This window comes from Hoeflea sp. AS60 (assembly GCF_038900115.1).
Classification (GTDB): Bacteria; Pseudomonadota; Alphaproteobacteria; order Rhizobiales; family Rhizobiaceae; genus Hoeflea.
Window position 1 is genome coordinate 452771 of record NZ_JBBMQP010000001.1, and the last position, 13303, is coordinate 466073.

Genomic DNA, 13303 nt, shown 5'->3' on the forward strand with positions numbered 1-13303 from the left:
GGCATTATCCGTCAGGCGGTTGCGCTGAGAACGATATTGGCGGCGCTTTCCTTCAACTCGACGCCAAACGCCCGTTGATAGTGTTCGGCCACCAGCGCCCGTTCCAGCTCATCGCATTTGTTGAGGAAGGTCAGGCGGAAGGCAAACGCCACATCGCCGAAGATCTCCGCGTTTTCAGCCCAGGTGATCACGGTACGCGGGCTCATCACCGTGGAAAGGTCGCCATTGATGAATGACGAACGGGTCATGTCGGCGACCCGAACCATGCGTGAAATGGTCTCGCGACCCTCGCCCTTGGCAAATCCCTTGACCTTGGAAGCGACAATATCGACCTCCTGATCATGCGGCAGATAGTTCAGCGTAGTCACGATCGACCAGCGGTCCATCTGGGCCTGGTTGATCTGCTGTGTGCCATGATAGAGCCCCGTGGTGTCGCCAAGGCCAACGGTGTTGGCAGTTGCGAACAGGCGGAAGGCAGGGTGCGGCCGGATGACGCGGCTCTGGTCGAGCAGCGTCAGGCGACCTGAAGATTCGAGAACCCGCTGGATAACGAACATCACGTCCGGGCGACCTGCGTCGTACTCGTCGAACACCAGCGCCACGTTGTGCTGGTAGGCCCAAGGCAGAATGCCATCCTTGAATTCGGTGACCTGCATGCCTTCGCGCACGACGATGGCGTCCTTGCCGACAAGGTCGATACGGCTGACATGGCTGTCGAGGTTGACACGCACGCAAGGCCAGTTGAGGCGCGCAGCGACCTGTTCGATATGGGTCGATTTGCCGGTGCCGTGGTAGCCCGACACCATCACGCGGCGGTTATGGGCAAAGCCGGCGAGAATGGCGAGCGTAGTGTCACGGTCGAATAGATAATCCGGATCAAGGTCAGGCACATAGGAGTCCCGCTCCTTGTAGGCCGGGACACTGATGTCCGAGTCGATGCCGAACACCTCACGTACTTTTACGGTGGTGTCTGGCAGGTTGGTGATGTCGAGGTCGATCTTACTCATCATATCTCCAAGGCCTGGCTTAATAAGCCCGCGGGCCGTCTCTCCTGTCCGATCCTGCTTAGACTGTTCGCTTAGCAGAAACCAGACTGCTTTAACAATTGGTAGGCCTGGATGACGGCGCGAAAACGGTCTTCAGAACCGCGGTCGCCGCCATTGGCGTCAGGGTGGTGTTGCTTGACCAGATCCTTGTAACGGGTCTTGATCTCTGCCGATGTCGCATTTGCGGCCAGACCAAGCGTATCAAACGCCTTTGACTCCAGCGTCTTGACCTTGCGCGCACGAACCGGTCGGTTGGGTCGGGTATCGTTGAAAAGACCATGCGGATCACGCATCCGGGCCTGGGCCCCTGCAGAACCCGATTTCGCCTTCGATTGCGTTGGCCCGCTTGCTGCGGACCGATCCACGCCCATTTTCCAGGTCGGCCGGTGTCCTGTCAGCGCCTCTTTCTGATAACGCGCAATCTCGCCATCCGACAGGCCGGAGAAGTAATTGTAGCCCTTGTTGTACTCGCGCGCATGGTCAACGCAGAACATGAAGTACTGTCCTTCCGCATCGCGGCCCACAGGAGCGCGGTGGGTCCCCGGCTTGCTACACCCGTCCCACTGGCATTCGGGCGTCTCGGGCTCCGCCGGACGGGCACCTTTGCGGCGGACCCGAATGCGGTCAAAATATTTGGAATCCAGTTTCATATCGACAATTATGGTGCTCTACAGGTTTGCGAACAAGGATTGACAAGGGTGATTCAAGCTGCGTACCCCGTCTCGACTTCGAATGCCACCACGCAAATGGAGACAGTCGAAATTTGTGACCGTATCTGATACCCTAGGAGCATCTTAATGTCCCGCCAGAACCGCATTGAATCTGCACTTACCGAACGTTTTCATCCAGAACGGCTTGTGGTGATCAATGAAAGCCATCTGCACGCCGGGCATCATCACACCGACAGCGATCATCATGATACATTCGACGGCACCGGAGAAACCCATTTTCGCATTCGCATTGTAGCGCCTGCGTTTTCCGGCATGAGCCGTATCGAGCGCCACAGGGCCGTCAACGACGTGCTCAAACAGGAGCTTGACGAAGGGCTCCATGCCTTGGCGATTGAAGCCTCGGCTCCCGGCGAACCCACCCGCCGGTAACCTCTCAGAGCCTCTGGCCGTTCAGGACAGTCAATGACAAGATCAGGTCAGCGTCATGCCTTGTCCATCGGCTTGATTCTCAGCCGCGTAATCCTGTTTCGATCCCGCTTCATCACGATAAAGCGCTTGCCGTGGAAGGTGAACGCCTGCTTTTCCTCGGGGATAGTCTGGGATTCATGGATCACCAGACCCGCCACAGTTGTGGCCTCGTCATCAGGAAGCGACCAGTCAAGCGCCCGGTTGAGATCGCGAATCGGAACCGACCCGTCGACGACAATCGAGCCGTCCGCCTCCGTCCTGACGCCTTGAACCTCGGTGTCATGCTCGTCGGCAATGTCGCCGACGATCTCTTCGAGAATGTCCTCAAGCGTCACCAGCCCTTCAACCTCGCCATATTCATCGACGACGATGGCGATGTGGGCCTTGCGCCTCAAGAACGCATTGAGCTGGTCCGGCACACTGGTGGTGTCCGGCACAAACCAGGGTTTCTGGGCAATCTTGACCACGTCCATCTTGTGCGGCTCGGTCGGATTTTCGGCCAGCACCCGCAACACGTCCTTGGCATGAACTATGCCGATGATGTTGTCGGTTGAGCCGCGCCAGATCGGCATTCTGGTATAGGGGCTCTCAAGAACCGCCCGGACATTGGTTTCAGGCGTCTCGTCGGCATTGAGCATCCGCATCGAGGTGCGGTGAATCATCACATCCGAAACTTCCAGCTCGCCCAGGTCAAGCACCCCGCCCAGCCGGTCACGGTCCGCCTTGATCACCGATCCCTCGCGATGCAGCAGATCAACCGCGCCCCGAATTTCCTCATGGGCCGACAACATCGAGGTTTCCGACGCAAAGGTAACGCCGAACACCGACATGATTTTGCGCACGATCCAGTTGATGAAGCTCGACAAGGGACCAACCACGACGACGAAGGCCTTGACCACGGGCGCCACGAACATGGCGAAGCGGTCGGGTGCCGAGATCGCCCAGCTTTTTGGCAAAACTTCGGCAAAGATGACCAGCAGCAAGGTCATGGTCAGCGTCGCCACCGCGACGCCTGAATCACCAAAGATCGACAGGAGTACGCTCGTCGCCAGCGCAGATGCCAGAATATTGACCAGGTTATTGCCGATCAGCAGCGCACCGATCAGCCTGTCCTTGCGCTCGATCAGCGTGTTGACAGTCGCCGCACGCGCATCACCGCTCGTCTCGAGCGAATGCATGCGGGCACGTGATGCCGCGGTCAGGGCTGTTTCGGACCCCGAAAAGAAACCCGACAACCCGATCAATACCAGTATCGCCAGGATGGTCAGGCCATTATCAGCCAGGATTGCGCCTATGGTTTCGAAAATCATGATGCCCGCTTTTCCTCAAGGAATCGAAACACTTCATCAGCCGACACATTGTCGGCAACAAAGGATTGGCCGATGCCGTGCGTCAGGATGAAGGTCAACGCACCGCGCCTGACCTTCTTGTCCTGCCCGATGTGTTTCATCAGTATATCGGTCGGCGGCAGCTCACCTTCAATATCCGACATCCGTGTCGGTAAGCCAACCTCTTGGAGATGGCGCTCAACGCGCGCCGCGTCATCGGGGCTCGCAAGGTTGACCCGGGCTGAAAATTCATGTGCCAGCACCATTCCGATAGCCACCCCTTCGCCATGCACCAGCCGTCGCCCGTCGTAACCGGTCGCCGCTTCCAGCGCGTGGCCAAATGTATGGCCCAGATTGAGCAGGGCCCGCGCGCCTGTTTCGCGTTCATCGGCGGCCACAACGTCCGCTTTCGCCTGACAACCGGTGGCGATTGCCTTGATCCGCGCCTGCCCGCCGGCAAAAACCTCGCGCCAGTTCTGTTCAAGCCAAGAAAAGAACTCGGGCCGGTCAATCAGGCCGTATTTTGCCAACTCGGCATAGCCAGCCCGGAATTCACGGATCGGCAAGGTGTCCAGCACATCGGAATCGGCCAGCACCAGATCCGGCTGATGAAACACCCCGATCAGGTTCTTGCCATGGGAGGAATTGATCCCGGTCTTGCCGCCGACCGATGAATCGACCTGCGCCAGCAAGCTGGTGGGCACCTGGATGAAGCGCATGCCGCGCCGGACGATGCCTGCCGCGAAACCCGACAGATCGCCGATCACGCCGCCACCCAGCGCCACAACCGCGTCGCCGCGTTCCAGCCTGGCGCCCAGCACATGATCGCAAACCCTGACAAGCTCGTCGAACCTTTTGGTCTTTTCGCCGGGCTCAAGCACCAGCGGCGCCGCATCCACGCCGCTCGCAGCAAGGCTCTCGAGTAGCGCATCGAGATGCGCCTCGGCGACATTGCTGTCTGTCACCACCGCACAGCGGACACCGGGATTGCGTGCCGCGATCTCTGCACCAGCCTGGGCGATCAGTCCGGGCCCTATGACAATGTCATAGCTGCGCTCGCCAAGATCAACACGGACAATTTCGCGAGGAGAGGTTGGGGTCATGCAATCGGCACCGTTTCCTGGCCACTGTCCAGCCGCGCAAGCGCCAGAACCGTTTCAGCAGCGATAATATCCTTGTCGTCGTCACGTGACTGCACCGTCACGTCGGCCTTGGCATAGACCGGGTAGCGCTGGTCAAGCAGATCAGACAGCGTTTGTTTCGGATTTGCGGTCTTCAGAAGCGGTCGCGAATCCCGCTTCGAAACACGAGTCCACAACACATCAAGATCCGCTTTCAGCCAAACCGACAATCCATTGGCAATCACCATCCCGCGGGTCGTGTCATTCATGAACGCCCCGCCTCCAGTCGACAACACGCGAGGACCGGTTTTCAGGAGCCGTTTGATCACGCGCGCTTCCAGAGCCCTGAACTCAGGCTCGCCATAGGCTACGAACAGCTCGGGAATCGTCATCCGGGAAACCCGTTCGATCTCATGATCTGAATCGACAAAGGGGACTTCCAGCATCTGCGCCACCAGCCGGCCGATGGCCGATTTGCCGGCGCCCATCAGGCCGACGAACACAAGATTGCGTTGGCCGAGCACACGCCGCGCCTTCTCGATATCCTGCTCCAGCTTGATCGCCTGCGGTTGCGTCAACTCTCTCCCCCGGCCCTCGGGTCAACAATCAGCGCTCTCTATTGGACATGTCCGGCGGCGCGTCAAGCACACCCGGGTTTCCGTATCAACCTTGAAACGGCGCGCCTGCTGCCGCATAACACCCCGGTCACCAGTTCGCCGGAGTTTTCATGCCATCCCTGTTTAGGTTCCTTTTCCTGTGCGCTGTGCTTGCCGGCATTGTCTATGGCGCCATGTTCGCATTGATCATCTATGTTGAACCCGTGGACCGCGAAGTCACCGTGCGCGTGCCGACCGAAAAACTCAACAACTGACAGGACCCGTCCAACTCATGCGCGATCTCAGCGCCGCCAACGCCGAAGCTTTCCTCGAAATGATGAGTGCGGAACGTGGTGCGGCCGACAACACGCTTGATGCCTACCGCCGAGACCTTGATGACGCATCCGCCGTGCTCAAGTCGCTTGGAACCTCGCTCGTCAAGGCCCAGGCCGATGACATCCGCGGCGTGATCGGCGATCTGGCAACCCGAGGCTTCTCCGCCGCTTCCCAGGCCCGACGGTTGTCCGCCCTGCGCCAATTTTACAAGTTCCTGCATGCAGAAGGGTTGCGCGGCGATGATCCGACCGGCGTGATCGATTCCCCGCGCAAGACCCGTTCCTTGCCAAAAGTGCTCAGCATAGATGATGTATCGAGGCTGCTGGCTCAGGCAGAAACCGACATCACGATGGCACAGGACAAGGAGGAAACCCTGCGACGCATCCGTTTTCGCGCGCTTCTGGAACTGCTCTATGCCACCGGAATGCGGGTCAGCGAACTGGTCAGCCTGCCCTATCGCGTTCTCGCCGATGACGGCCGGTTTCTGGTCATTCGCGGCAAAGGAGCCAAGGAGCGCATGGTGCCGATGTCACGGCCCTCGCGCGCAGCCCTCGACGTCTGGCTGGCGGCAATCGGGGATACGGCCGAAGAAGCAGGCTTTCTTTTTCCGGCAAATTCAGCGGAGGGGTATCTTTCGCGCCAGGTTTTCGCCCGCGAATTGAAAGAGGTCGCCGGACGCGCCGGCATTCCGGTGGCGAAAGTCTCGCCGCATGTGCTGCGACACGCGTTTGCGAGCCATTTGCTGGCCGGCGGCGCCGATCTTCGCGCTGTTCAGGAATTGCTCGGCCATGCCGACATTTCAACCACTCAAATCTACACGCACGTACTTGATGAGCGCCTGCGGCAGCTGGTCAATGAACACCACCCCCTTGCAAAAGCCACAAAAAGTCGCGATTAAGCCCGCTCGCAACACGCCAAACTAAGGCGTGACAGACATGTCAGACTAGGCTTGACTGGTCTCGGCGACTAAAAATGCGATGGCCCGCGTGGAAAAGCTCAATGCACAATTATCTTGATTTCGAAAAACCGATTTCCGACCTGGAAGGCAAGATCCTCGAATTGAGGAAGCTCGCGACTGAGGATGAGAGCATCGACACAGGCGATGAAGTTGCCCGGCTCGAAACCAGGGCCCGTGATGCGATGGCCGAGATCTATGGCAAGCTCAATCCATGGCAGAAGACGCAGGTTGCGAGACATCCCGACCGGCCGCATTTCAGTGATTATGCCAAATCGTTGTTCGACGAATTCACACCACTTGCCGGTGACCGCAAGTTTGCCGAGGACGCCGCCATTCAGGCAGGCTTTGCCCGCTTCCGTGGACAGCCGGTTGTGGTCATTGGGCAGGAAAAGGGCCACGACACAAAAACCCGCATCCGCCACAATTTCGGCTCCGCCCGCCCGGAAGGCTATCGCAAGGCCATCCGCATCATGGAGCTGGCCGACCGATTTCAGATTCCCGTCATCACGCTTGTCGACACCGCAGGGGCCTATCCGGGCGTCGGTGCGGAAGAACGTGGCCAGGCAGAAGCCATTGCCCGCTCGACCGAGACCTGCCTCAATCTCCGCGCGCCGCTGATCTCGATTGTCATTGGAGAAGGCGGTTCTGGCGGTGCCATAGCGATTGCCACGGGTAACCGGGTCTACATGCTCGAACACGCAATCTACTCTGTGATTTCGCCCGAAGGCGCGGCCTCGATTCTCTGGCGTGATTCAACGCGGGCGCGCGATGCGGCCACATCAATGAAAATCACAGCCGAAGATCTGCTCGGCCTAGGCGTCATTGACGGCATCATTCCCGAACCGGTTGGCGGCGCCCATCGCGATCCTGAAAGCGTGATTGCGCGCGCTGGCGACAAGATCGCGGCCGCCCTGGAAGAGATGTCAGGGCGCACGGGAGACGAGCTGCGGGCGGACCGCCGCAAGAAATTCCTAGAGATCGGTCGGCATATCGGTTGATGATCGCCTAATTGGGGCCACATTTGGAACGCCAATAAAGCGATCTGCTGATCAGCGCAGTGGAACCCTTGGGGTTTCCAGGATCGCCGCTGATCTGAAATGACCTCGTGCAATCCGGTGCTTGCCTGATTGGCAGGCGACGGGACATGCCGCAATGCCACCCGAATGGTAATGCTTCATGAACCATGTTGGTAGTATTATTGCGTTGAAATGCCTGACCTGAGATTGCTCTCGACGCGATCCAGGAGGTCCAGAACTGGCAACTGCAAAGTCCAAGAGACCCAATGAAACCGATCCGTACGCTGCGCTTCCTTCCTATCCTTCTCCTGGGCCTGACCGGCTGTCAGGATGCGCTCGATTCCGTTTCCAACAAAGTCGAACACCCGCTGCCCGCCAAGCTCGTCAACAAGATGAAGGCTCAGGACATGAGCACGCGGTCGCCGATCATGATGCGTATTTTCAAGGAAGAGGGCGTTCTCGAGGTCTGGAAGCAGAAGGGCAACGGCCGTTTCGAAATCATAGCCTCCTACGAGATCTGCAAATGGTCGGGCAAGCTCGGCCCCAAGTTCAAGGAAGGCGACCGCCAGGCGCCTGAAGGCTATTATCGGATTTACCCGGCGCAAATGAACCCGAATTCGAGCTATTACCTGTCCTTCAACATGGGCTACCCCAACAGCTACGACCGCTCCTACGGCCGCACCGGGTCCAATCTGATGGTTCATGGCGCCTGCTCTTCGGCCGGCTGCTACTCGATGACTGACGAGCAGGTCCTGGAAATCTATGGCTTCGCCCGCGATGCCTTCAAGGGCGGGCAGGAATATTTCGTGGTCGAGGCTCTGCCGTTCCGCATGACACCGGAGAACATGGCACGGCATCGCGACAGCGAGCATTTCGAATTCTGGAAAATGCTGAAGGTGGGCTACGATCATTTCGAGCTGACCAAGCGGCCGCCTAAGGTCGATGTCTGCGATCGGCAATATGTGTTCAACCAGTTCCCGCAGCTCGAGAACGCCAGTTTCCAGGCGAACGCGGCTTGCCCCCCGGCAAGCGTGCCGGCCACACTGGCTTCCGCCTATTACGCCTTTGAGAAAAACTGGAACCAGGACTTTATCAAGGCGGTTGCCAAGTTTGACCGCGAGGAAGCCAATCAGATCGCCGCCAACGAAGCAAAGGCAGAAGCCGAAGCAAAACGGGCCGAGCGCGAAGCCGAAAAAGCGGCGCGCATCGCCGCCAACGGCGGCCAATCACCCGCCGTACCGGTTCTCAGCCTGTTTTCAACCGGCAATCCTCTCAAGGCCCTGGTCCCGAATTCCGCCCCAGCCGCACAGGTCGAAGACACGCTTCCTGCTGCACAGGCGTCAGGTGAAGCTGCGACCGCGCAAGCCGTTCCGGCTCCCGCAGCAGCTGACGTGCCCGTACCCACGCCAAATCCGGCGATCTCGCCACAGATCGCGAACGCCGGACCAGCACCTCGGGCTGACCAGTCCAACAAGCCGTTCTGGAAAATCTGGAGCAGCAATTGAGTGGTGGCAATGAAAGCGTGCTCGACCTTCGCGGTCTGAAATGCCCACTTCCGGTCCTCAAGACCCGCAAATACATGCGTGATCTGTCTACCGGCACGCAGATCCGGATTGAAACCACTGATCCGCTGGCCGTAATTGATATTCCACATTACTGCCGTGAAGACGGGCACCAGTTGCTCGACAGCAGTCCTGTTGAAGGCGGCCACGTCTTCGTTATCGAAAAAGGCTGACAGGGTTCAGCAGGCATCTGCCGAAGACCTTTGCTAGCGCCGCGCCGGCATCCCCGGAATGGCCAGCGGATTGTCAGTGAGTGCATCACGGTCGGGCCGCCCAATGCCAGGCTCCCCGGCGAAGGCCGAAAACAACTCCGCAACAAACCCTTCCGGCATGTCGCGTGTGATCACCACGAGCCTCGTCTCGTGTTTGGCGCCGTCCGGCCAGGCATGCAGTCTCATCGGCTCGGACATCAGGGCCTGCACAGCGTGCAGCACCAGAGGCCGTGACGGATCATCCGCGAGCTTGATGATGCCTTTCATGCGCAAGAGCTTCGGCCCGTGAGCCGATCGCAACAGGTCAAGAAACATCGCAAGCGCCTCGGGGGCGATAGGCCTCTCGAAAACAAGCGAGTCCGCGCGGATATGCTGATCATGCCGGTTCACATCATGCGAGTGGGCGTGATGCCCCCCATGATGATGGCCGGAATGGTCATGTGCGTGATCGTCCTGCCCCGAGCTCAGCCACCGCGCCACATCAAGGCTATGGGCCACAGGATCATAGGCGCCAGTGTCGAACAGGCCTTGAGCGGTCAGGTCGGCGCCCTCGGCGCTGATTACACGCGCCAGCGGATTGAGGGTCTCAAGGCGAGACCTGAGATCATCGCAGTTGGCCGCTAGGGATGTTTTTGACAAGACCAGCGAATCCGCAACCGCCACCTGCCTGCGCGCTTCCTCGTGGTCCGCGAGCGTCGCCAGACCATTGACGGCATCAACCACCGTCACCAGTCCCTCAAGCCGGTAGGACTGGCCAAGTGCCGGATGCCCGATCACCGACTGCATCACCGGCACAGGATCCGCGAGACCCGTGGTTTCGATCACCACGCGCGAGAACGGCCTGATGCGCCCAGTCTGCATGCGGTCCATCAGATCGGCCAGCGTATCCACCAGATCGCCGCGTACCGTGCAGCAGAGGCAGCCGTCTGACAGTTCAATCACGCCATCGTTTGAGCTTTCGACCAACAGGTGATCAATACCGACATCGCCAAATTCGTTGATGATCAGCGCTGCATCGCTGAGCCACGGATCGCCGATAAGGCGGTTGAGCAGCGTTGTTTTACCCGCCCCAAGAAAACCGGTCAGGATCGACACAGGAACTGCGCGCGGAGCGCTCCAGGCGCGCGCTGGTTGGGTCTCGGCAGTCATCGGCTGTTTATCCCTCGGGATCAGATTTCTGGACGCGGAACAGGAACCGGTACTGTTGGCCTGAGCGGCATCACATCGGCGGCCTTTGATGCTTCAGCAGGCGCAGTAAAAGCTGACGCGGCAAAAGGCTCGACCTGGCCGGAAAGCGTACTGCCTGGTCGCGGCACCGGAATAGGAATTCGTGAAAGGGCAACTTCGACACTGGCGCGTGGAAGCCCTGCTGGCGCCTGCACCAGACGCGGTTCGCGGGTCATCGGCACCAGATAAGGCGAATTGAGCACCATCTTGCCATCCTCATCGCGGCCCTCGAAGCGAGCGGCGCGCGCTTTGGGCGTGCAGATGTCGCCGGAAATATCAGCTACCTGATCGCGACCATCACCATAGGGCGCCAGGGTCCGAATGGTCGAGCTGCCCCAGGCAGTGGTCGTCAGCGCCTTGTGAAGAAGCGCTGCGGATTCTTCCGCCCGCGCCTCCAGTGAAGGAGCGCCAAACACTACGCTGACCACGGTTTTCCCCTTCCGGGTCGCCGATGAAACCTGGTTGAAACCCGACGCACAGATAAACCCGGTCTTCATGCCGTCGGCATCTGGAAACCGTCCAATCAGCAAATTGTAGTTGGTGTAGCTCTTTTTGCCATAGGCGAAGCCTTCGTAGCTGAAGTAATGCGCATACTCGGGAAACTCGCGCCTGAGCGCAACGGCCAGCAGCGCCATGTCGCGCGCGGTCGAGTACTGCCCATCACCTGGCAATCCGTTGGGATTGACGAACCGCGTCGAATTCATGCCCAACTGCCGGGCGGTGACATTCATCTCCTGAACGAACGCTTCCTCCGTGCCTGAGACCGCTTCCGAAATGGCCACGGCGATATCATTGGCCGATTTGACCATCAGGTATTTGAGCGCCGAATCCAGCGGGAATCGTTCTCCCGGCTTGAAATACATCTTGCTCGGTGGCTCTTTGGCGGCATTGACCGACATGGTCACCGGTGTGTCCGTCGCCAACTGACCCGATTTGAGCGCTTTGAAGACGATATAGATGGTCATGAGTTTCGTCAGCGACGCCGGATACCAGCGCTGGAAGGCCTGTTCGTGTTCAATGACACGGCCTGAACTTACATCCACAGCAATCTTCGGATTGGCAACTGCATTGCCCGGAGCCATCGATACAGACACAAGAACGGCCAATGCTGCGCCCATCAGGCGCGACTGTAACAGTAAGCTCATTCCGGGGTTCCGATTTTCCAGTGTTTAGACGATTTCTCGATGCGATTGATGGCAAGCAACGGTAGGTTCGCAGTCGCTAATCCACCGCTTTTCGCTCGTCATGATCTTCTACTTAGCCTATATGGCAGACAGATGGCAAAAGGCGACTGCAAGTTTTCCCGTTTGCCGGACATCGCAATTACACAGCCACAGAGGTGAAAAATGCAGCTGGTCGATGATGTTGTTTCAATGAAGGACGAAGTTGCAACCTGGCGCCGCACTCTGCACGCCGATCCGGAATTGCTGTATGATGTGCACAACACTGCAGCTTTCGTTGCCGACAAGCTGACATCATTCGGATGTGACGAAGTCGTGACCGGCATTGGACGGACCGGCGTCGTCGGCATCATTCATGGCCGTCCCGGCGGCAATGGACCTGCGATCGGCCTGCGAGCCGACATGGACGCACTCCCGATCACTGAAATCACCGGCGTGCCCTGGGCCTCCCGCACGCCCGGCAAGATGCATGCCTGCGGTCACGACGGCCACACTGCGATGCTCCTGGGTGCTGCCCGCCACCTTGCTGCGACCCGCAATTTCACTGGCTCCGTTGCCGTGATCTTCCAGCCTGCAGAAGAAGGTGGCGCCGGTGGCCGCGAGATGGTCAATGACGGCATGATGGAGCGTTTCGGCATCACCAAGGTGTTCGGTATGCACAATCTGCCCGGTCTTCCGGTTGGCCAGTTCGCCATCCGCAAGGGTCCGATCATGGCCGCGACCGACATCTTTGATATCACCGTCAAGGGCCGCGGCGGCCACGGCGCGATGCCGCACCAGACCATCGATCCCATTGTCGCAGCATCGGCAATTGTAACTTCGCTCCAGTCGATCGCCTCGCGCAATGCCAATCCGCTCGAATCGGTGGTTGTCTCGGTCACCAAGTTCAACGGTGGATCGGCCTACAACATCATCCCCGAGACGGTTGACCTGGCTGGCACGGTTCGCACGCTGTCACCGGAAATGCGGGATATGGCCGAAAGCAGGATCAACGAGATTGTTCAAGGTGTTGCCGCAGCCCATGGCGCGGAAGCCACGGTGAATTATCTGCGGAATTACCCGATCACCTTCAACCATTCCGAAGAGACCGATTTCGCCGCCGACATCGCCGAAAGCGTTGCTGGCGCAGGCATGGTCGAACGTGAACAGCCGCCGACAATGGGCGGCGAGGATTTCTCCTTCATGCTTGAAGCCCGCCCCGGCGCCTTCATCTTCATGGGCAATGGCGACACCGCAGGTCTGCACCACCCGGCCTACGACTTCAACGACGACGCCATTCCTGTCGGCGTGTCCTACTGGGTCAAGCTCGCCGAAAAGGCGCTGGCCGCCTGAACCTGACGCCCGGCGGAGCGCGTGAACACGCCACCCGCCGGGCCTCGCAAATCCTTACAAGGTCTACAGCATCCGTTGTTGAAGTCGGGCCGCGGTTTCTGTATGCAGATTACCGCGTGGTCCCGTAGCTCAGGGGATAGAGCACAGGATTCCTAATCCTGGGGTCGAAGGTTCGAATCCTTCCGGGATCACCAATTTTTAGATATTTCTAATATTAAGACAACCCCGCAATCTGGCTGGGAAGAAGCG

14 protein-coding genes and 1 tRNA gene are annotated in these 13303 nt (G+C 59.0%); 8 read left to right on the plus strand and 7 right to left on the minus strand.

The features are described from left to right. Window positions 1-11 precede the first annotated feature (11 nt). Window positions 12-1007 carry a cobaltochelatase subunit CobS gene (gene cobS / locus WNZ14_RS02100; RefSeq protein WP_342866954.1) on the minus strand — a complete coding sequence of 332 codons (996 nt, stop codon included), beginning with the start codon at window positions 1005-1007 and terminating at the stop codon, window positions 12-14. A 71-nt stretch (window positions 1008-1078) separates the two neighbouring features. Next, complete coding sequence (locus WNZ14_RS02105; RefSeq protein WP_342868483.1) at window positions 1079-1705, minus strand: J domain-containing protein; 627 nt, start codon at window positions 1703-1705, stop codon at window positions 1079-1081. A 138-nt stretch (window positions 1706-1843) separates the two neighbouring features. On the opposite strand from WNZ14_RS02105, the gene WNZ14_RS02110 reads away from it, so the two are divergent. Next, complete coding sequence (locus WNZ14_RS02110) at window positions 1844-2146, plus strand: BolA family protein (protein WP_342866955.1); 303 nt, start codon at window positions 1844-1846, stop codon at window positions 2144-2146. 53 nt (window positions 2147-2199) lie between these two features. Here the strand turns inward: WNZ14_RS02110 and WNZ14_RS02115 are convergent, their stop codons facing one another. Genes WNZ14_RS02115 through WNZ14_RS02125 form a run of 3 tightly spaced genes read right to left on the minus strand, consistent with a single transcriptional unit; the run spans window position 2200 to window position 5212 of the window. Beyond that, window positions 2200-3492: an HlyC/CorC family transporter gene (locus WNZ14_RS02115; RefSeq protein WP_342868484.1), complete on the minus strand. Its 1293-nt coding sequence runs from the start codon at window positions 3490-3492 to the stop codon at window positions 2200-2202. Then, window positions 3492-4616: a 3-dehydroquinate synthase gene (gene aroB / locus WNZ14_RS02120; protein WP_342866956.1), complete on the minus strand. Its 1125-nt coding sequence runs from the start codon at window positions 4614-4616 to the stop codon at window positions 3492-3494. The genes WNZ14_RS02115 and aroB overlap by 1 nt, the downstream gene beginning before the upstream one ends. After that, window positions 4613-5212 carry a shikimate kinase gene (locus WNZ14_RS02125; RefSeq protein ID WP_342866957.1) on the minus strand — a complete coding sequence of 200 codons (600 nt, stop codon included), beginning with the start codon at window positions 5210-5212 and terminating at the stop codon, window positions 4613-4615. The genes aroB and WNZ14_RS02125 overlap by 4 nt, the downstream gene beginning before the upstream one ends. A gap of 149 nt (window positions 5213-5361) precedes the next feature. On the opposite strand from WNZ14_RS02125, the gene WNZ14_RS02130 reads away from it, so the two are divergent. The 5 genes from WNZ14_RS02130 to WNZ14_RS02150 all read left to right on the plus strand — a co-directional run bounded on the left by WNZ14_RS02130 (window position 5362) and on the right by WNZ14_RS02150 (window position 9275). Further along, the gene (locus WNZ14_RS02130; protein ID WP_290775619.1) at window positions 5362-5505 is read left to right on the plus strand and encodes a histidine kinase; all 144 of its coding nucleotides are present in this window, start codon (window positions 5362-5364) and stop codon (window positions 5503-5505) included. Window positions 5506-5522: 17 nt separating this feature from the next. Continuing rightward, a complete protein-coding gene (locus tag WNZ14_RS02135; RefSeq protein WP_342866958.1) occupies window positions 5523-6464 on the plus strand; it encodes a site-specific tyrosine recombinase XerD in 942 nt (313 codons plus the stop codon). 101 nt (window positions 6465-6565) lie between these two features. Then, window positions 6566-7522 (plus strand): acetyl-CoA carboxylase carboxyltransferase subunit alpha, encoded by a 957-nt coding sequence (locus tag WNZ14_RS02140; RefSeq protein WP_342866959.1) that lies wholly within the window; start codon window positions 6566-6568, stop codon window positions 7520-7522. Window positions 7523-7806: 284 nt separating this feature from the next. After that, window positions 7807-9045: a murein L,D-transpeptidase family protein gene (locus tag WNZ14_RS02145; protein WP_342866960.1), complete on the plus strand. Its 1239-nt coding sequence runs from the start codon at window positions 7807-7809 to the stop codon at window positions 9043-9045. After that, a complete protein-coding gene (locus WNZ14_RS02150) occupies window positions 9042-9275 on the plus strand; it encodes a sulfurtransferase TusA family protein (RefSeq protein WP_342866961.1) in 234 nt (77 codons plus the stop codon). Before WNZ14_RS02145 ends, WNZ14_RS02150 begins: the two co-directional genes overlap by 4 nt. A 33-nt stretch (window positions 9276-9308) precedes the next feature. Here WNZ14_RS02150 and WNZ14_RS02155 read toward each other — a convergent pair whose 3' ends face one another. Both WNZ14_RS02155 and WNZ14_RS02160 read right to left on the minus strand, forming a co-directional pair. Continuing rightward, on the minus strand, window positions 9309-10463 hold the full coding sequence (locus tag WNZ14_RS02155) for a GTP-binding protein (RefSeq protein WP_342866962.1): 1155 nt from the start codon (window positions 10461-10463) through the stop codon (window positions 9309-9311). A 20-nt stretch (window positions 10464-10483) separates the two neighbouring features. Then, window positions 10484-11686 carry a D-alanyl-D-alanine carboxypeptidase family protein gene (locus WNZ14_RS02160; protein ID WP_342866963.1) on the minus strand — a complete coding sequence of 401 codons (1203 nt, stop codon included), beginning with the start codon at window positions 11684-11686 and terminating at the stop codon, window positions 10484-10486. A 201-nt stretch (window positions 11687-11887) separates the two neighbouring features. On the opposite strand from WNZ14_RS02160, the gene WNZ14_RS02165 reads away from it, so the two are divergent. Both WNZ14_RS02165 and WNZ14_RS02170 read left to right on the plus strand, forming a co-directional pair. Continuing rightward, complete coding sequence (locus tag WNZ14_RS02165; RefSeq protein WP_342866964.1) at window positions 11888-13054, plus strand: M20 aminoacylase family protein; 1167 nt, start codon at window positions 11888-11890, stop codon at window positions 13052-13054. A 118-nt stretch (window positions 13055-13172) separates the two neighbouring features. Further along, window positions 13173-13248 (plus strand) — tRNA-Arg (locus WNZ14_RS02170). Window positions 13249-13303 lie beyond the last annotated feature (55 nt).